This is a genomic window from Vibrio alfacsensis (genome assembly GCF_019670485.1).
In the GTDB taxonomy this organism is placed as follows: domain Bacteria; phylum Pseudomonadota; class Gammaproteobacteria; order Enterobacterales; family Vibrionaceae; genus Vibrio; species Vibrio alfacsensis.
Window position 1 is genome coordinate 1 of the sequence record NZ_AP024165.1, and the last position, 18,170, is coordinate 18,170.

Annotated in this window: 18 protein-coding genes; 17 read left to right on the top strand and 1 reads right to left on the bottom strand. The window is 45.0% G+C overall.

Going from position 1 to position 18,170, the window contains the following annotated elements; all coding sequences use genetic code 11:
• Positions 1-73: 73 nt before the first annotated feature.
• From dnaA to VA249_RS00025, 5 genes are all read left to right on the top strand, one after another.
• Positions 74-1,480 carry a chromosomal replication initiator protein DnaA gene (gene dnaA / locus VA249_RS00005; protein WP_128809806.1) on the top strand — a complete coding sequence of 469 codons (1,407 nt, stop codon included), beginning with the start codon at positions 74-76 and terminating at the stop codon, positions 1,478-1,480.
• Positions 1,481-1,543: 63 nt separating this feature from the next.
• A complete protein-coding gene (dnaN, locus tag VA249_RS00010) occupies positions 1,544-2,644 on the top strand; it encodes a DNA polymerase III subunit beta (protein ID WP_128809807.1) in 1,101 nt (366 codons plus the stop codon).
• A gap of 9 nt (positions 2,645-2,653) precedes the next feature.
• The gene (gene recF / locus VA249_RS00015) at positions 2,654-3,733 is read left to right on the top strand and encodes a DNA replication/repair protein RecF (protein ID WP_221068399.1); all 1,080 of its coding nucleotides are present in this window, start codon (positions 2,654-2,656) and stop codon (positions 3,731-3,733) included.
• Between the two features lie 13 nt (positions 3,734-3,746).
• Positions 3,747-6,164 (top strand): DNA topoisomerase (ATP-hydrolyzing) subunit B, encoded by a 2,418-nt coding sequence (gyrB, locus tag VA249_RS00020; RefSeq protein WP_221068400.1) that lies wholly within the window; start codon positions 3,747-3,749, stop codon positions 6,162-6,164.
• Positions 6,165-6,590: 426 nt separating this feature from the next.
• On the top strand, positions 6,591-7,028 hold the full coding sequence (locus VA249_RS00025; protein ID WP_221068401.1) for an Hsp20 family protein: 438 nt from the start codon (positions 6,591-6,593) through the stop codon (positions 7,026-7,028).
• Positions 7,029-7,177: 149 nt separating this feature from the next.
• Here VA249_RS00025 and VA249_RS00030 read toward each other — a convergent pair whose 3' ends face one another.
• Positions 7,178-8,431, bottom strand: a complete 1,254-nt coding sequence (locus tag VA249_RS00030; protein WP_221068402.1) for a valine--pyruvate transaminase — start codon at positions 8,429-8,431, stop codon at positions 7,178-7,180.
• Positions 8,432-8,746: 315 nt separating this feature from the next.
• Between VA249_RS00030 and VA249_RS00035 the strand changes: the two genes are divergently transcribed.
• Genes VA249_RS00035 through tadF form a run of 12 tightly spaced genes read left to right on the top strand, consistent with a single transcriptional unit; the run spans position 8,747 to position 18,130 of the window.
• Positions 8,747-8,965 carry a Flp family type IVb pilin gene (locus VA249_RS00035; protein ID WP_221068403.1) on the top strand — a complete coding sequence of 73 codons (219 nt, stop codon included), beginning with the start codon at positions 8,747-8,749 and terminating at the stop codon, positions 8,963-8,965.
• 2 nt (positions 8,966-8,967) lie between these two features.
• Entirely contained in the window at positions 8,968-9,405 is a 438-nt protein-coding gene (locus tag VA249_RS00040) for an A24 family peptidase (protein ID WP_221068404.1), read from the top strand.
• A gap of 8 nt (positions 9,406-9,413) precedes the next feature.
• Entirely contained in the window at positions 9,414-10,202 is a 789-nt protein-coding gene (gene cpaB / locus VA249_RS00045; protein WP_221068405.1) for a Flp pilus assembly protein CpaB, read from the top strand.
• An 8-nt stretch (positions 10,203-10,210) separates the two neighbouring features.
• Positions 10,211-11,542, top strand: a complete 1,332-nt coding sequence (locus tag VA249_RS00050; RefSeq protein ID WP_221068406.1) for a type II and III secretion system protein family protein — start codon at positions 10,211-10,213, stop codon at positions 11,540-11,542.
• The gene (locus VA249_RS00055) at positions 11,539-12,009 is read left to right on the top strand and encodes a hypothetical protein (protein WP_221068407.1); all 471 of its coding nucleotides are present in this window, start codon (positions 11,539-11,541) and stop codon (positions 12,007-12,009) included. The genes VA249_RS00050 and VA249_RS00055 overlap by 4 nt, the downstream gene beginning before the upstream one ends.
• Positions 12,010-12,031: 22 nt before the next feature.
• Positions 12,032-13,252, top strand: a complete 1,221-nt coding sequence (locus VA249_RS00060; protein WP_221068408.1) for a CpaE/TadZ family protein — start codon at positions 12,032-12,034, stop codon at positions 13,250-13,252.
• 9 nt (positions 13,253-13,261) lie between these two features.
• Positions 13,262-14,545 carry a TadA family conjugal transfer-associated ATPase gene (locus VA249_RS00065; RefSeq protein WP_221068409.1) on the top strand — a complete coding sequence of 428 codons (1,284 nt, stop codon included), beginning with the start codon at positions 13,262-13,264 and terminating at the stop codon, positions 14,543-14,545.
• 10 nt (positions 14,546-14,555) lie between these two features.
• A complete protein-coding gene (locus VA249_RS00070; protein ID WP_221069748.1) occupies positions 14,556-15,473 on the top strand; it encodes a type II secretion system F family protein in 918 nt (305 codons plus the stop codon).
• Positions 15,473-16,360, top strand: a complete 888-nt coding sequence (locus VA249_RS00075; protein WP_221068410.1) for a type II secretion system F family protein — start codon at positions 15,473-15,475, stop codon at positions 16,358-16,360. Before VA249_RS00070 ends, VA249_RS00075 begins: the two co-directional genes overlap by 1 nt.
• The gene (locus VA249_RS00080; RefSeq protein WP_221068411.1) at positions 16,353-17,117 is read left to right on the top strand and encodes a tetratricopeptide repeat protein; all 765 of its coding nucleotides are present in this window, start codon (positions 16,353-16,355) and stop codon (positions 17,115-17,117) included. Before VA249_RS00075 ends, VA249_RS00080 begins: the two co-directional genes overlap by 8 nt.
• Positions 17,107-17,595 carry a TadE/TadG family type IV pilus assembly protein gene (locus VA249_RS00085; RefSeq protein WP_221068412.1) on the top strand — a complete coding sequence of 163 codons (489 nt, stop codon included), beginning with the start codon at positions 17,107-17,109 and terminating at the stop codon, positions 17,593-17,595. The genes VA249_RS00080 and VA249_RS00085 overlap by 11 nt, the downstream gene beginning before the upstream one ends.
• Positions 17,570-18,130: a tight adherence pilus pseudopilin TadF gene (gene tadF / locus VA249_RS00090; RefSeq protein WP_221068413.1), complete on the top strand. Its 561-nt coding sequence runs from the start codon at positions 17,570-17,572 to the stop codon at positions 18,128-18,130. The genes VA249_RS00085 and tadF overlap by 26 nt, the downstream gene beginning before the upstream one ends.
• Positions 18,131-18,170 lie beyond the last annotated feature (40 nt).

Consider the following 18,170-nt stretch of genomic DNA (forward strand, 5'->3'; position numbering starts at 1 on the left):
ACTGGCGATCTTGGTTATCAACAGGTAAAATTGCCAGTCTTTTCCGATAATTCAAATACTCAGTGGGGGCACCGTGTCATCTTCGCTTTGGTTGCAATGTTTGCAGCAGCTTCAAGAAGAGCTACCAGCTACAGAATTCAGTATGTGGGTTCGTCCGTTACAAGCGGAGCTCAATGACAATACTCTCACTCTATTCGCTCCAAACCGCTTTGTGTTGGATTGGGTTCGCGATAAGTACCTGAATAGCATTAATCGTTTACTGCAGGAATACTGCGGTAATGATGTTCCTAACTTGCGCTTTGAAGTGGGTAGCCGCCCTGTAGCTGCACCAAAACCGGTACCGACACGTACGCCGGCTGATGTTGCGGCTGAATCATCGGCTCCTGCACAATTGCAAGCACGCAAACCTGTCCACAAAACGTGGGATGACGACCCTCAAGCGATCGCTAATATCAACCATCGCTCAAACGTGAATCCTAAACATAAGTTTAATAACTTTGTTGAAGGTAAGTCGAACCAACTGGGTTTGGCTGCTGCTCGTCAGGTTTCAGATAACCCAGGTGCGGCTTACAACCCATTGTTTCTATACGGCGGTACTGGTTTAGGTAAAACGCACTTATTGCACGCCGTGGGTAACGCGATTGTGGATAACAATCCAAATGCGAAAGTGGTGTATATGCACTCTGAGCGTTTTGTACAAGACATGGTAAAAGCCCTGCAGAACAACGCGATTGAAGAGTTCAAACGCTACTACCGCAGTGTGGATGCACTACTTATCGATGACATTCAGTTCTTTGCAAACAAAGAGCGTTCTCAAGAAGAATTTTTCCATACTTTCAATGCTCTGCTTGAGGGTAATCAACAGATCATCCTAACTTCGGACCGTTATCCAAAAGAGATCAGCGGTGTGGAGGATCGCCTTAAATCGCGTTTCGGTTGGGGCCTAACCGTTGCGATCGAACCGCCAGAGCTTGAAACGCGCGTTGCGATCTTGATGAAAAAAGCGGAAGACCACCAAATTCATCTAGCGGATGAAGTGGCATTCTTTATTGCTAAGCGATTGCGTTCAAACGTTCGTGAGCTTGAAGGCGCACTTAACCGTGTTATTGCCAACGCGAACTTTACAGGCCGTCCAATTACGATTGATTTCGTCCGTGAAGCGCTGCGCGATCTTCTTGCTCTGCAAGAGAAGTTAGTGACCATCGACAATATTCAAAAGACGGTGGCGGAATATTACAAGATTAAAGTGGCGGACTTGCTGTCAAAACGTCGCTCTCGCTCGGTTGCTCGTCCTCGCCAATTGGCGATGGCACTGGCAAAAGAGTTGACCAACCACAGCTTACCAGAAATTGGTGACGCATTTGGTGGTCGTGACCATACGACGGTACTGCATGCTTGTCGCAAGATTGAGCAGTTGCGTGAAGAGAGCCACGATATCAAAGAAGATTACTCTAACTTGATTCGCACCCTGTCGTCTTAATCGGTTAGAATGACAGTATTCTAAGCAAATCACTAATTGAGCTGACAGCGTAAAGAGCCAAGCATGAAATTTACCATTGAACGTAGTCATTTAATCAAACCGCTACAACAAGTGTCGGGCGCTTTAGGTGGCCGAGCAACCCTGCCAATTCTTGGCAATCTACTGATTAAAGTAGAAGAGAACGTGTTATCCATGACTGCGACCGATTTGGAAGTAGAATTGGTGAGCAAAGTGACTCTAGAGGGCGATTTTGAAGCCGGCAGCATTACTGTTCCTTCTCGTAAGTTTCTCGATATCTGTCGCGGACTACCGGATGACTCGATCATTACTTTTGTATTGGAAGGGGATCGCGTCCAAGTTCGTTCTGGTCGTAGCCGTTTTTCATTAGCCACGCTTCCAGCGAACGATTTTCCAAATATTGAAGATTGGCAGAGTGAAGTTGAAGTCTCTTTGACACAAGTTGAACTGCGCACTCTGATCGAAAAAACACAATTCTCAATGGCGAACCAAGATGTTCGTTATTACCTAAACGGTATGTTGTTTGAGATTGACGGCACAACGCTACGCAGTGTGGCGACTGACGGTCACCGTATGGCAGTATCTCAAACTCAGCTAGGTGCGGATTTTGCTCAAAAACAAATCATCGTACCGCGTAAAGGTGTGCAAGAGCTGGTTAAGCTAATGGATGCACCGGAGCAACCCGTTGTACTGCAAATTGGTAGTTCTAATGTGCGTGCTGAGGTGAATAACTTTACCTTCACTTCTAAGCTTGTTGATGGTCGTTTCCCTGATTATCGCCGCGTAATGCCGCAAAGTACGACTAAAACACTTGAAGCGGGTTGTGATGAGTTGCGCCAAGCGTTCTCTCGTGCTGCGATTCTTTCGAATGAAAAGTTCCGCGGTGTACGTGTGAATCTTGCAGGCAGTGAAATGCGCATTACAGCGAATAACCCGGAGCAAGAAGAAGCCGAAGAGATGCTAGACGTGAGCTTTGAAGGCGATGCGATTGAAATCGGCTTCAACGTTAGCTACGTGCTTGATGTGCTCAATACATTGCGCTGTGACAAGGTGCGCGTATCGATGTCAGATGCGAATGCCAGTGCGTTGATTGAAAACGCAGACGATGACAGTGCCATGTACGTGGTGATGCCAATTCGACTATAAGTCATCTGAATGCCACTTTCTCGCCTCATCATTCAGCAATTTCGCAATATTAAAGCCTGTGATATTCATTTATCAGCAGGCTTTAACTTTCTTATTGGGCCAAACGGCAGCGGAAAAACCAGTGTCCTAGAAGCGATTTACTTGCTCGGACATGGCCGATCTTTCAAAAGTTCTCTGACGGGACGAGTTATCCAAAATGAATGTCATGAGCTGTTTGTTCATGGTCGTTTTTTGAACTCGGATCAATTTGAGCTACCTATTGGTATTAATAAGCAGCGTGATGGGTCTACAGAGGTTAAAATAGGCGGTCAATCTGGACAAAAACTGGCGCAGCTCGCCCAAGTTTTACCGTTGCAGTTGATCCATCCGGAAGGATTTGATCTGCTTACCGATGGCCCAAAACATCGCCGTGCATTTATTGATTGGGGGGTATTTCATACTGAACCCGCTTTTTATGATGCATGGGGGCGATTTAAGCGCCTTAACAAGCAACGTAATGCCCTGTTGAAAACCGCCAGAAGCTATCGCGAACTCAGTTATTGGGATCAAGAAATGGCTCGATTGGCTGAAAACATCAGTCAGTGGCGAGCGCAGTACATTGAGCAGATGAGAACCGTCGCGGAAACCATCTGTCAGACATTTTTGCCAGAATTTGAGATCCAATTAAAGTATTATCGTGGTTGGGACAAAGATACACCTTATCATGAGATACTAGAGAAAAATTTCGAGCGTGATCAGGCGTTGGGGTACACCTTTAGTGGCCCAAACAAGGCGGATTTACGCATTAAAGTGAATGGAACACCCGTTGAGGATGTTTTGTCACGCGGTCAATTAAAACTCATGGTGTGTGCATTACGCGTGGCGCAAGGGCAACATCTGACAGCGATGACCGGAAAACAATGTATTTATCTAATTGACGACTTTGCGTCGGAATTAGACAGCCAACGTCGCAAGCGTCTAGCAGACTGCTTAAAAGAGACGGGCGCACAAGTATTTGTAAGCTCTATCACTGAAAGCCAAATCGCCGATATGTTGGATGATACTGGCAAGTTGTTTCATGTGGAACATGGCAGGATAGAGTCAAACTAGAAGAGAGAAACTCATGTCTGAAAATTACGATTCATCGAGTATTAAGGTACTAAAGGGTCTGGATGCGGTTCGTAAGCGTCCAGGTATGTACATCGGCGACACGGACGACGGCACCGGTCTTCACCACATGGTATTTGAGGTGGTGGATAACTCAATTGATGAAGCGTTGGCAGGTCACTGTAAAGACATCGTTGTGACAATTCATGAGGATAACTCGGTTTCAGTTACGGATGATGGTCGTGGCATTCCAACAGAATTGCACCCAGAAGAAAAAGTATCAGCAGCAGAAGTTATCATGACGGTACTTCACGCGGGTGGTAAGTTTGATGATAACTCATACAAAGTATCAGGCGGTCTTCACGGTGTAGGTGTTTCGGTAGTAAACGCGCTGTCTGAAAAAGTGGTTCTTACCATTCATCGTGGTGGTCATATCCATACGCAAACATACCACCATGGCGATCCTCAAGCGCCACTAGCTGTGGTAGGTGATACAGATACCACTGGTACTCAAATCCGTTTCTGGCCAAGTGCTGAAACGTTCACCAACATCGAATTTCATTACGATATTCTAGCAAAACGACTACGTGAACTTTCTTTCCTAAACTCTGGTGTATCCATCAAACTGGTTGATGAGCGCGAAGCCGATAAGAGCGACCACTTCATGTTTGAAGGTGGTATCCAAGCGTTCGTTGAGCACCTAAACACCAACAAAACACCAATCATCGATAAAATCTTCCACTTCGATTTTGAACGTGAAGATGGCATCTCGGTAGAAGTGGCGATGCAGTGGAACGATGGTTTCCAAGAGAACATTTACTGTTTCACCAACAATATTCCACAACGTGATGGTGGTACTCACCTTGCTGGTTTCCGTGCGGCGCTTACGCGTACACTGAATACGTTCATGGATAAAGAAGGTTTCTCTAAGAAAGCAAAAACAGCGACTTCAGGCGATGACGCGCGTGAAGGTCTAACTGCGGTTGTTTCGGTGAAAGTGCCAGATCCTAAGTTCTCTAGCCAAACTAAAGACAAGTTGGTTTCTTCTGAAGTGAAATCGGCAGTTGAATCCGCTATGGGTGAGAAGCTGTCTGAGTTCTTGATTGAGAACCCGTCTGAAGCGAAGATGGTTTGTTCGAAAATCATCGATGCAGCACGTGCTCGTGAAGCGGCGCGTAAAGCTCGTGAAATGACTCGCCGTAAAGGTGCACTAGACCTAGCGGGCCTGCCAGGTAAACTTGCAGACTGTCAGGAAAAAGATCCGGCACTCTCTGAACTATACATAGTGGAGGGTGATTCGGCAGGCGGCTCCGCAAAACAAGGCCGTAACCGTAAGAACCAAGCAATCCTGCCGTTAAAAGGTAAGATTCTTAACGTAGAAAAAGCGCGTTTCGACAAGATGCTGTCTTCTCAAGAAGTGGCAACGCTGATCACTGCACTAGGTTGTGGTATCGGTCGTGACGAGTACAACCCGGATAAATTGCGTTACCACAATATCATCATCATGACCGATGCTGACGTCGATGGTTCGCACATCCGTACGCTACTGTTGACTTTCTTCTACCGTCAAATGCCAGAGCTTATCGAGCGTGGCTACGTGTACATCGCTCAGCCACCACTATACAAAGTGAAAAAAGGCAAACAAGAGCAATACATTAAAGACGAAGATGCGATGAACCAATACCAAGTGTCATTAGCACTGGATAACGCATCGCTACATGTTAACTCTGAAGCGCCAGCATTGGCTGGTGAAGCGTTAGAGAAGCTCGTTCAGCAATACAATGCAGGTATCAAACTGGCGGACCGTATGAGCCGTCGCTACCCAAGCGCATTGGTTCACGAGTTTATCTACACGCCGCGTCTAACGGCTGAGCAGTGTCAAGATGCTGCGAAAGTTGAAGCTTGGACTAAGCAACTTGTTGAGCAACTAAATGCGAAAGAAGTAGGGGCAAGCCAATACAGCTTTGAAGTCGAGCAACACGAAGAACTAGGTCTAAACCTACCTAAGATCATCGTACGTACTCACGGTGTGACGCATGACTACGCATTAAGCATTGATCTTCTAAACTCGAAAGAGTACGGCAGACTAGCGGATCTCTCTGAAGCGCTAGACGGTCTATTGGAAGAGAGTGCGTACATCAAGCGTGGTGAGCGTACTCAGCCTGTATCGAGCTTTGCTTCTGCACTCGAGTGGTTAATTAAAGAGTCGCGTCGTGGCCTAAGTCTACAACGTTACAAAGGTCTAGGTGAGATGAACCCAGATCAGCTTTGGGAAACCACAATGGACCCAGAAACTCGTCGTATGATGCAAGTAACGATTGAAGATGCAGTCGGTGCAGACCAATTGTTTACAACGCTAATGGGTGACCAAGTTGAGCCGCGTCGTAACTTCATCGAAGAGAACGCGCTTAAAGTTGCAAACCTAGACGTGTAGTCGTACAGGCTCAGTCAAATCATGCTAAAAACGCCATCTCGCAAGAGGTGGCGTTTTTTATTGGGGTAGAAATGAGATAAAAGAGTCGAAATACGAGAACGGCTGCGCTTTATGGTTTTAAAAATATTTTCACTGGGGTCCTTGAAAGCGTATTTATCGACCTTATATCTAGTTATGAAGAGGATGATTGGCTTGCTAAAGATTAGAAGAACAGCGCCTCTGGAATCGCTAAACGAGATCGCTCAAGAGAGGATACTCCGTATTAGCACACAACTTGACCCTAGATTCGACATCATGTCCCCGAACTTAAAGACTAGGTCTGAGGAATGAATTATCGGATCCCTTAGCTCGGCGTTTACTGCATAAATGCGCCACGTGGATGATACTCATCTGGGCTAAGACTATTGCTTAAAAGAGGATAGAACTATGCGTAATGTAGATTTCTCACCACTATACCGTAATGCAATTGGCTTCGACCGTCTGTTTAACTTGATGGAAGCGAGCTCTGCGAAGAACACATCTGCCGGTTACCCTCCGTACAACATTGAGCAAAAAGACGAGCATAACTACCGTATTACTATGGCAGTGGCTGGTTTTGCTGAAGAGCAGTTAGATCTGACTCAGAACGAAAATATGTTGATCGTTAAAGGCGAGCGCAAAGCAGAAGAAAGCAAAAATTACGTCTACCAAGGCATTGCAGAACGCGATTTTGAACGTAAATTCCAACTAGCGGATTACGTAAAAGTCGTTGGTGCATCAATGGAAAACGGCCTACTTCATATCGATTTAGTTCGTGAGATTCCAGAAGCCATGCAACCGCGTAAGATTGCTATCGGTGGCAATAATCTGATTGAAAATAACTAATCAGCTAATGGCAATTCAGCTAGCCACACGGTGATAGAATGAGAAAGAGCGCCTTCCATTACGGAAAAGGGCGCTCTTTTTAGTTTGGGGCTTTCAAAGCCGCAATTTCAAAGCCGCAATTTCAAAGAGAAGTGGCTGAGTTTAATCCGTTATTTACCTTCGCGGTAAGCCTTTTCCACTTCTTCTGCGATAATCGCAATGCCTTTTTGCATCATCTCATCATCTTGAACGTAGTTCATACGCAAGCATTGGTGCGCATGATCCCACTCGTCCTTCTGACCAATAAAGAAGTATTCACCCGGGACAATCAATACACCACGCGCTTTCAAGCGTTGGTACAGTTCCATTGTCGTGATTGGCAGTTCATCGAACCATAGCCACAAGAAGATAGCGCCCTCTGGCTTGTGGATACGGAAGCGCTTATCGGTAATCGCCTCTTGCAGTAGTTCAACCGCACGTTGCGATTTCTGCTTGTAGAACGGCTTAATCACCTCTGAACTCAGTTTAAGCAGATCGCCTTTACCAATGATGTGGTTTGCCAACGCTGGACCAACACTGCCTGGTGCGAGGCTGATGATACCGTTCATATTGGTCAACGCTTGCGTGATTTCTTCACTCGCAATCACAATCCCACAACGCACGCCCGGCAAACCAAGCTTAGATAGGCTCATGCATAGGATGGTGTTTTCATTCCAGAACGGTTCGACATCTTCAAAGATGATGTTCGGGAAAGGCAGACCGTAGGCGTTATCGATGATCAGCGGGATGTTGTTTTCACGTGCCAGTTTATCCAGCTTACGTACTTCTTTGTCTGTCAGTACGTTACCTGTTGGGTTGGTTGGGCGAGACGCGCAGATTGCCGCAACAGAGTCATCGATTTTTAGCTGCTCAAAATCGACGTGGTATTTAAACAGACCGTTATCTAACAGCTCGATCTCTGGGTGGTAAGAGACAAAGATATCTTCATCAATGCCCGCGTCACCATAACCGATGTATTCAGGCGCGATAGGCAGTAGCACTTTCTTGTGTGAACCGTCTGGCTGTTTACCTGCCAACAAGTTGAACAAGTAGAAGAAGCCACTTTGGCTGCCGTTAGTTAGGCTGATGTTCTTTTCTGAAATATCCCAGCCGTAAGTTTCACGGAATAACTGAGCCAACGCTTTAACGAATGCGTCTTTGCCTTGCGGCCCATCGTAGTTGGCGAGGGCGGCGACGAGCTCCCCACTGGCGAGCATCTCCTCGCTGGCTTGGCGAAAGTAATCGAGCATGGCAGGAATGGCGGCTGGGTTACCCCCACCGAGCATGATGGCGCCTGGAGTGCGCAGACCATCATTCAAATCGTCCATTAACTGCGTGATACCTGAATACTGATTAAATTTTTCACCAAACTTCGAGAACTGCATGCCTTGTGATACCTAATTCATTGTGATTGCTTAATGTGATTACGCTAGCGTGATGCCAGTCAATAGGATAATCCTTGACCTTACATGAATGTGGAAACAACGCAAAGTGTGAATTTGCTCGAAGAAGAAAAATACCACGTTTGAATCATCGCTACGAAAACGTTTTCTTCGCAAAAAGCTGAATTCAAACTGAATGAAATAGAGCAAAGCGTCAGAGAAATGTCAGAGGGCAAGCCGAGAAATTGCTCAAATTCGCCTCAATTCATACTATCACCGCGTCATCTTTTTGACGTGTTAGTTAATTGAGGAAGAAAAATGCTTACTAAATTATTTGTAAAAACCCAACTATTCATCGAATCATTCAAAAACGACGAGCGCGGCGTAACGGCAATTGAATACGCAATCCTAGGTGTTTGCATGTCTGCAGTCGTGCTAGCGGTATTTAATGGTGCACTTCGTGAGGCACTAGAAGGTGCGGTAAGCACTATCTCTGACAACATCGCCGCCGCTGATGCAGCAAACGTTACAGAATAAGTTTGTTGATAAAACTATGGTGGCTTATCCCTTTAGCCGCCATGGCTTTTTTAGCCAGTTATCAGGACATCAAATACCGAAAAATACCCAATGGAGTGGCGTTAAGCGTAGCTGTATTGGGTGTTTTTTTTGTCTGTATTGAAAGGGATTACAGCCAGTTTCTTATACCACTTATTACCCTGTGTTTTGGAATGGTGCTGTTTAAATTGAATATCCTTGCAGCCGGAGACAGTAAATTGTTTGCCGCATTTAGCCTGATGATCGCGCCAAGCTATATGTTACTGACACTTTGGGTTATCAGCGTGATTGGTGGTGTTCTTGCCATCGGGTTATGGGGATTAAGTCGGCTTACTAAAGATACCAGTTGGATTGATAGAGGTGTGCCTTATGGCGTGCCAATTTGCATTGGGAGTCTACTGGGAATCGCTGCCTCACTATAGGTTTAATCATGAATACAAAAGTCATTCTTGTGTTGGCAACCGTTGCAATTACGGTCGGCTTGTATGGCGTTACACAGTCCAAGTCTGAAATACCAGTGTTACCAAATAAGCCAAAAATAGAAGAAAAGAAAATTAAAGTTTGGACACTGAAACGCGATCTACAAAAAGCAGAGAGGCTCTCTCGTCGAGACATCAATATTGAATACCTCACGCGCGAACAAGCCGCTTCATTTGGTATTGATTCAGATACAACGCTGACTTTTGAGCAGCGACTGGTCGCCATCGCCCCAATAGAGAAAGGTGACATGTTAGATGACACGATGCTGACGTCACCAGGGGAAGACGAGTATATATCAACCGTTATCGAGCCGGGGTACGTGCCATTTAACATGACGGTACCTGTAAATGATGTCGTCGGTGGAACAATCAAAATTGGCGATATTGTTGATATCTCTGTAATGGCTGCAACGAAGCAAAACTTAGCGGCAGAAAATACCGTATCGGACATCAACCATCTAACGATGACGCCACTAATTGCGCAAATACCAGTGCTAGACATGATCAAGAAAGAGCGTTCTTCAAGTCGTTTAACCGATGAGAAAACCACGGAAGTGACGCTGATTTTGCAAGTTACCAATCGTCAGTTGGCAAAACTTTCTGTCGCGAAACGAATCGCAGACGTGATGATTCATAAATCCATTGGCGAGAATTATGTCGATGATTTGCATGCAGATTCTAGTGATGTCATTCGCGTGTCGGGACAAAGCGAACCGATAAAACAATACAGATTCAACTAGGAGGCACTATGAAAAGATTACTCAAAATAATGGTGCATGCCTTCATTCTATTGTCGAGTGCAGTTGTGGCAAAAGAATCGGTAACGTTAAGCGTTGGCAGTGCGAAGACTTTTGCGCTTTCTGAACAAGTTGATTCGGTTTTTATTTCAAATCAGACCGTAGCCGATTATCAATTGATTGGTGACGACAAAGTCGTGCTGTTAGGAAAAAGCGAGGGGGAGGCATCGTTTATTATTTTTGATCAGCAAGGTCATGAAATGGTCAATCAAACGCTGCTCGTAACTCAGAGTTACCTTCAGTTAGAAGAGCAGGTTAATGCTCAGTTTCCTTACTCGGAAGTCAAGATCAGTGGTTTAGGCAAGAATGTTGTTCTCAGTGGTTTTGCAACGTCGAACAATGAACGAGACAACATTTATCAAATGGTCGGCGAACTGTTAGGTAAGAAAAGCACCAATGACCGTGAATTTGAACTGCAAGACAACAGCAACGTGCTTGATGATATGACGGTCGATTTTATGGCAGCACCGCGCTACGACGGCGTAGTGAATAATATCGAGGTGAATACAACCAAACAGGTCAATGTGAAGCTAACGATTGCCGAAGTCTCACACAGCTTTATTCAAGATTTTGGCATCAAGATGGGCTCAAACGGGAATATGGGGATTTTCGTTGATCAGTTAACGAGCTTTAGTGCTGATGACATTGTATCAGTGATTTCTGCCGTTGGTTCGGATCGGATCGGTCAAGTCCTTGCTGAACCAAACCTATCGGTCATTTCTGGTGAGCAGGCGAGTTTCCTTGTTGGTGGTGAAATGCCTGTCGTGACGGTTGCTGATGGGAGCAGCAATGTTGATTACAAAGAGTTTGGCGTACGTTTAGCGTTAATGGCTAAAGTTCTGCGTGATGACAAAATCCGCTTGGCGCTCTCACCAGAAGTGAGTTCGCTGGACAACACCTATACCAGTGAATTATTTGACCTACCAGCATTTAAAACGCGCCGAGCACAAACCACAGTGGAGCTTGGTGATGGACAGAGTTTTGTGTTGGGCGGTTTACTGAACAGTGAGGAACGTGAGTCTCTGACTCGTATCCCGTTTATTGGTGATATTCCTATTTTGGGTGCGTTGTTCCGTCATACCGGTACGGAGCGTAATAAAACAGAGCTAATTATTGTTGCCACAGTGAACTTGGTGAAACCCGTTAAAGCAGAGCAGATCCAACTACCGACTATGGAAAAAACCAGCACATTAAAACGTTTCTTAGCGTTAGATGGGCATTACGACAAAGCACAAGAACAATGGGCAAGTGAAGTGCTGAACGCGGGAGGTTTTCGTCAATGAAAAAACTGATGTTATCAACTTTGGCGGCAATATCTCTAATGGGGTGCGCCGATCATATCGTGGAGCCTCGCGGCACGACGATTACGCTACAGCCAACAGAGTTTAGTTTTTCAGTACAAAGTAACGATACTGCTTTTGCACTAAAGAAGCTGAATGAATTTACTCAAAAATATCGCATCCAGAGCGGTAGCCAATGGGTGATCACCAGTTACAGTCGTCAGGGCCATGAACTCTCCAAGCAATATCGTGACGTGTTAGTTAAGCGAGGTGTCGAGAACGCTAATGTTTCATTAGTAAAAGTGGAACATGCCAGTCGTTTTGATGTGCAAGTCTCGGTGGTTCAACTGAAACCAGAGCTGGAAATTTGTCATCAAGAAAAAGTGGGTCAATATGGTCATGGGCATCTTGGTTGTTACACCGATGGTAGCCGTTGGCAGTCAATGGTAAACCCACAACGTGCGCTTTAGCTTTAATAAAAGGTGAAACACAATGTTTGATTTGGTCGATAAGTTAAGCAAAAACACGCCGACGCATCATCAATTAGAAAGTAAATGTGCGCTTTTGTACCAAACGGCGGCTTGTAAGAATGTGGTTCAAAAGGCGTTTCGCTTTGAGGGATTACCTGAGCCTGTTTCTTTACTCAACCAAGATAAAAGTTATCCGGATGTACAAGCTCAAGCGGATCTTGATGTTGTCATTGTTGAGTTGAATAACAGCACCAATGTCATTGAAGATGCCAAGTTAATCGCTCATCAAATACCAACCAATGTGTCCGTCATCATTATTGGTAGCGAAGACTCTATTTCGACGATTCGAGGATTAAAGCAGCTCGGATTCTATTACTTGTTTTGGTCTGCGACAGAAAACGAAGTGATGGAGTTTTATCACAACGTCTATGGTAATCATGAACAGAAAAAAGGGGTCGCAGCACGTCGCAAGGCAAAACAAGTGGCATTCTTAGGAGTGAAAGGCGGTGTGGGAACGTCTTTGATCGCGAGTGAAGTCTCTCGCGCATTAGCTAAGCACCATTCTGCTTCTACGCTGCTCATTGATCATACTTACACAGGTAGCAATATAGACGTTTTACTTGGCTTGCAAAAATTTGCCAAACGTAGTGTTCAGAAAGGCACTATGACATCGAGTATTGATAGCGACTTTGCAGGGAGTCTGATGCAGAAAGTTGCACAGAACTTGTCAGTCTTAGGTATTGAGTCAGATGCTTTTACCCGTGCGGAGTTGCACGAATATACCGAAGCTCTTAAGGAGCAAGTGCTGAAAGAGCACGTGTTTGTTATTGAAGACTACTCACACACAGTCGCCACTAATGAAGAGTTTGACCGAGCGGTCACTGACATTGATACGCTAGTTGTGGTGTTTGATGCAACGGTATCTTCGTTAAGAGAGCTCAATCGAATCGTCTCTGAGCTGGAAATGCGTTACCCAGATTTGTTGGTTTTGACGGTAATGAATCACTCGCGCCCACAGAATGCCGCATCGATCAATGTGTCTGATGTAGAAAAGTATTTTGGTCGCGATGCCGATGCTGTCGTCGAATTTGACCACAAAGTAAACCACTTTCTATTGCAAGGTCAGTCTATTTTAGAGTCGAAATCTGAGATGAGTATCGGCCTAAAAAACATTGTAGCTCGGTTGGTTGGTGATAAACCATCAACGAAGAAAGCATGGTTGTCTGGTTGGTTAAAACGTTAGGGGTAAGTGATGCAGCATTCTAAAAGAACGTATGTGCATTTAAGAAATCAAATTTTTGATGCTTTAGATGCGGCAGCCGTAACATCGCTTTCTCGCCCAGATTTGGAAACGCAATTAAGTAACGCCGTTGATATGTTGGTTGGCCGCGATCAGTTATCGGTTTCTTCGCTGGCGAAAAGTGAATATGTGCTGAGCATGATCCACGAGCTGGTGGGCTTAGGGCCACTACAAGTTCTGATGGATGATGAAAGCATTACCGACATCATGATCAACGGACACAAGCAGGTTTATATCGAACGTTCAGGACTTGTTGAGCGTTCAGAAATTACGTTTTTGGATGAACAGCAACTGGTTGATATTGCGAAACGAATTGCTGACCGTGTTGGCCGACGCGTTGATGAGTCTTCACCAACTTGTGACGCTCGTTTAGAAGATGGTAGCCGTGTGAATATAGTGATTCCACCGGTTGCCATTGATGGCACGTCTATTTCTATTCGTAAGTTTCGTAAAAAGAGCATCGGTTTTGATGAGCTAGTGACTTTTGGTGCGCTCAGTCATGAGATGTCGTTAATTTTGGCGTTGGCCGCTAAATGCCGTCTTAATGTTCTTATTTCCGGAGGGACGGGATCGGGTAAGACAACGATGTTGAATGCGATGTCGCAGTATGCAGCGGGACGAGAACGTATCGTGACAATAGAAGACACCGCTGAACTGCGATTACTTCAACCTCATGTTGTTCGTCTAGAAACTCGAGTCGCAGGTATTGAGGGAACGGGTGCCATTACTGCTCGTGATTTGGTGATTAACTCCTTACGTATGCGACCAGATCGAATCATTGTCGGGGAGTGCCGTGGCGCAGAAGCTTTTGAAATGTTACAGGCGATGAATACAGGACATGATGGTTCTATGTCGACATTACACGCCAACAGTGCCAGAGATGCGCTTGCGCGGGTAGAGGCGATGGTCATGATGGCGACGAGCAGTTTGCCACTTGAAGCCATTCGCCGTTCGATTGTTAGTGCTGTGGATCTCGTTGTTCAGGTGAGCCGATTACATGATGGTTCACGCAAAGTCATGAGCATTACCGAAGTGGTGGGCATGGAGGGACAAAGCGTTGTGTTGGAAGAATTATTTGCGTTTAAAGCGGAGCCCCACAACCAAGAAGGGAAAATCACTGGTCGTTATGTGACATCAGGCGTAATGAGCCGATCAGTACTGTTTGAAAAAGCGCGATTTTTTGGTGCTGAACAGCAGCTAGCGAACGCTATTGAAGCGATTGAGTTAGCGAGGTAGTCCGATGTCTATGTACTGGTTGCTGCTTCTTATTGGGGCTGGTTTGATATCGATAGCGTTGTGGCCAAAAAAAGAAAAACGCGCTCAAGAGTACTTAAGTCAATATCGCTTTCAAACACAAGCTAATACGACGTTCTCATTGCAGGCCATCAACTTGACCAGTTTATCTGACCGTAATGTGCGACAGCGTTTATTGCAGCGTTGGGATAACTTACAACGTCAGTTAGGCCCTTATGCTCAAGTCAAAGTGTTGGTTTTTAGTGTCGCTGTCATTGTTGTCGCAATTGTTATTAATCGTACTATGCTGCGGCTGGCATTTTATGAGGTGTTACCTGTGGCACTTTTGCTTGGCTGGTGGTTTGGTTATATATGGATGCAAAAACGAGAAAGAAAACACTTCGATGAAGCATTTCCTGATGCCCTCAACATGTTGACCAGCTCGATTAGTGCCGGAGAAAGCATTGGGCGCGGCATTATGTATGTGGGTGAGAAACTCGAGGGGGAAGTCGGTCAGGAATTTAAACGAATGGGCGAGCGGCTTAAGCTCGGTGAATCGCTTGATGATGTCTTTCGTAAGTCTTGCCAACGATTTCCTTATCCGGCATTTCATTTTTTTGTGATCACATTACGAGCCAATATGCAGCGAGGTGGTCAATTAAAAGAAGTGATGAGCCGTTTAAACAGACAGATGTTTGAAGCACGAGCGATAGAGCGAAAAAAATACGCATTAACATCAGAAGCTCGTATTTCAGCCAAAATCGTCTGTGCAACCCCATTCTTTTTTCTGTTTATGCTGCAGTTTTTGAGTCCAGAAAACTATGAATTTGTCATGTTTCATCCAGAAGGGCGTCCTTTACTGTATTACTTACTGATCAGTGAGTCAGTGGGTATGAGCATAATCTGGGCGCTAATGAATAAGGTGAAGTAATGTTAACGCAATATTCAGCGTGGTCATTTTTTTCGATTGTGAGTATCAGTTTTGGCGGCATGCTGCTGCTTTATTGGGGGATAAGCCGAATATGGTATCAGCAGAAAATTTCGCGTATCGCTCGACATCATAAGGCCAGAAAACAAAGCGAATTGCAGGTCAATAACCTGCTTTCACCGCTAACCAATATGGTCGCAGCATCAGATTCGGACATACAGCAACGATTTCATGATGCAGGCATAAAAAATACGCTACTTGCTCAGTGGTTTATGTCATTGAAGTACAGCGCACTGATTTTGGGGGAAATGGTTATCGCATTGGTGGTTCAACTTATCGAGTTGGACCGTATGCAGTGGATTGCCGTTGCTGCCATTTGGGCAATGGTGGCTATTACATTACCCGATATTTGGTTGAATGCTCGCAAGACTAATCGTCAGCGTCGTATTAGTCGAAGTTTGCCTTACTTAATTGATCTCATGGCGATTTGTGTTCAAACCGGTATGACGATTGAAGCCTCTTTAAAGTATCTAGCCAGAGAAATATCAGGATTTAATCCTGAACTGGGTAAGCTGCTAGACAACACCAACCAACGAGCTCGAATTGTTGGTATGGAGCGTGCGTTAGAAGAGTTGTATCAGCAAGTGCCGTCCTCAGAGATGCGCAGTTTTATGCTGACATTGACTCAAAGTATGCAACATGGTTCCTCCATCTACACCATGTTGACCACACTTTCCGGAGATATCCGTGAAGTGCAGATGCTGGAACTAGAAGAACAGATAGGGAAGTTGGCCGCCAAGATGTCGATACCATTGATCGTATTCATCTTGATTCCACTTGTATTTGTGATCGCCGCTCCGGGGGTGATGAGGATGATGTCTCATGTTTAAACGACTATTAATTTGTCTAATGCCATTCGTACTTGCAGCTTGTAGTTCAACATCGCAACAGTGGCAACAAGAAGACTCCAAAGAAGCGATATATCAGAAAACAAACAACCATACACAACTGGTTGAACTGTATAAACAGAAGTTGCAGCAAAGTGATGAACAGGAAGTTCGTGAAAAACTCGCGAAAAGTTATTTGGCATTGGGTGATGCAGAATCGGCACTGTTTTATATCAAACCTCTAACGGACCAAGCCCAACCGAGTATTGAGACATTATTAATTCAGGCGCAGGCTTTTGGTGAGTTAGCGCAATATTCAGCAGCAATTAATAGTGCGAAAGCCGCGCTTGAATCAGACAGTAAGAATGCTGAGGCAGAAAACTTGCTGGGGACATTCTACGGCTATAACTATCAATATGATTTGGCTCGTCGTTACTTTGAACGCTCACGTGAACACTTCTTTGATGGTGCGACAGTAAATAACAACCTTGCCGTGCTGGATATTGCTGAGGGTAAGTATAAACATGCGATCCAACGCTTACTGCCGTTATACAAAAATGGCCAAGCCGATGAAAAAGTGATGGCGAATTTGACGTTGAGTATGGCGAAAGAGGGGCAGTTTGCATTTGTAAAACAAGCGCTCTCTGAGAAATACAGTCATCATCAAATTGAACAAATCTACCAAGCATTGCGCCAGTTTGACCCACTAAAAGCGGTACAAAAGCAGCAAACACTCACGGAGAACATTCGTGAAAGTTAAGTCACAGCGAGGAGTTGCGAGTGTCGAGTTTGCGATAGGTTTCTTTGCTTTTTGGCTAATGTGCATGGCGTGGGTCGAAATGAGCTATATGTCTTATGTCTCAGCCATCAATGATCTGGCAATTTCTGAAATATCTCGCACGGCTAAAAAAAGTTCAGCCGACTACATGGATATCGTCCAAGAGGTTTTACACCGTGAAAACAGTATTTGGAATCAAGTGATTGATGGCGACCACTTCAAAGTGTCCATTCAATACTTAGATAACATCGGTGATCTTACAGACTTTACAGGGCAGTGTGACTTAGTAGAGGAAGATTTGAGTAAAGAGTGTGGAGAAGCCGATAGTGCGGCCATTGCGGTTTATCACATTGATTATGCCTTCCAGCCGATCTTCAGTTATTTCCTTGGTTTGGATGGATTGATGAGCCGAGAAATGTTGGTGGTACAAGAATATGAGCGTTCACAATTTGAAATCTAATTCCCGTCACTTACAACGTGGCACATTCAGCATTGAATTTGCCATCGTAGGGATGTTCTTTAGTTTGCTACTGGTATTTAGTGGCGATGTCATCATCAAACTGTCGGTAAAAGGAAAGCTCGACAGACTCTCTTACTCGTTAGTGAATGTTGTGAAAGAACGGACACAGCTTTATGAGGCTGATTATGAGCTATCGAAACGGGAAGTTGATGATATCGATACGATTGCTCGTCACTCTTTAATGCGAACATTTGGTCGTTTTCAAGCGGATCGTTATGGTTTGTTGGTTGAAGAACAGAGTTTTGAAGAAGTCGATAAGCCGAATGAGCCAGTGAGAGAGTATCGAGGAACGTTAGATTGCAACATTAGTAAGCCGATATCACAGCTACAAGATCTTTCGGTTGTGAGTAATCGAGGGAGACAAATGCCAATTTATCGAGTCTCGATTTGTTATCAAACCGATAATTGGATAGGCAATTTACTCGGTACACAGTTCACCCGTGTTGAGTCTGACTCTGTAGTAATAGGAAGATAATCGTGGCGACTAGTATTCATAAACAATCGGGTCATGCAGC

Coding starts and splice junctions, on each gene's coding strand:
- VA249_RS00075 (WP_221068410.1), top strand. CDS start 15,473: ATGTTAACGCAATATTCAGCGTGGTCATTTTTTTCGATTGTGAGTATC.
- VA249_RS00065 (WP_221068409.1), top strand. CDS start 13,262: ATGCAGCATTCTAAAAGAACGTATGTGCATTTAAGAAATCAAATTTTT.
- cpaB (WP_221068405.1), top strand. CDS start 9,414: ATGAATACAAAAGTCATTCTTGTGTTGGCAACCGTTGCAATTACGGTC.
- recF (WP_221068399.1), top strand. CDS start 2,654: ATGCCACTTTCTCGCCTCATCATTCAGCAATTTCGCAATATTAAAGCC.
- VA249_RS00055 (WP_221068407.1), top strand. CDS start 11,539: ATGAAAAAACTGATGTTATCAACTTTGGCGGCAATATCTCTAATGGGG.
- dnaN (WP_128809807.1), top strand. CDS start 1,544: ATGAAATTTACCATTGAACGTAGTCATTTAATCAAACCGCTACAACAA.
- VA249_RS00060 (WP_221068408.1), top strand. CDS start 12,032: ATGTTTGATTTGGTCGATAAGTTAAGCAAAAACACGCCGACGCATCAT.
- VA249_RS00030 (WP_221068402.1), bottom strand. CDS start 8,431: ATGCAGTTCTCGAAGTTTGGTGAAAAATTTAATCAGTATTCAGGTATC.
- tadF (WP_221068413.1), top strand. CDS start 17,570: ATGAGCGTTCACAATTTGAAATCTAATTCCCGTCACTTACAACGTGGC.
- VA249_RS00080 (WP_221068411.1), top strand. CDS start 16,353: ATGTTTAAACGACTATTAATTTGTCTAATGCCATTCGTACTTGCAGCT.
- VA249_RS00035 (WP_221068403.1), top strand. CDS start 8,747: ATGCTTACTAAATTATTTGTAAAAACCCAACTATTCATCGAATCATTC.
- VA249_RS00070 (WP_221069748.1), top strand. CDS start 14,556: ATGTACTGGTTGCTGCTTCTTATTGGGGCTGGTTTGATATCGATAGCG.
- gyrB (WP_221068400.1), top strand. CDS start 3,747: ATGTCTGAAAATTACGATTCATCGAGTATTAAGGTACTAAAGGGTCTG.
- VA249_RS00025 (WP_221068401.1), top strand. CDS start 6,591: ATGCGTAATGTAGATTTCTCACCACTATACCGTAATGCAATTGGCTTC.
- VA249_RS00050 (WP_221068406.1), top strand. CDS start 10,211: ATGAAAAGATTACTCAAAATAATGGTGCATGCCTTCATTCTATTGTCG.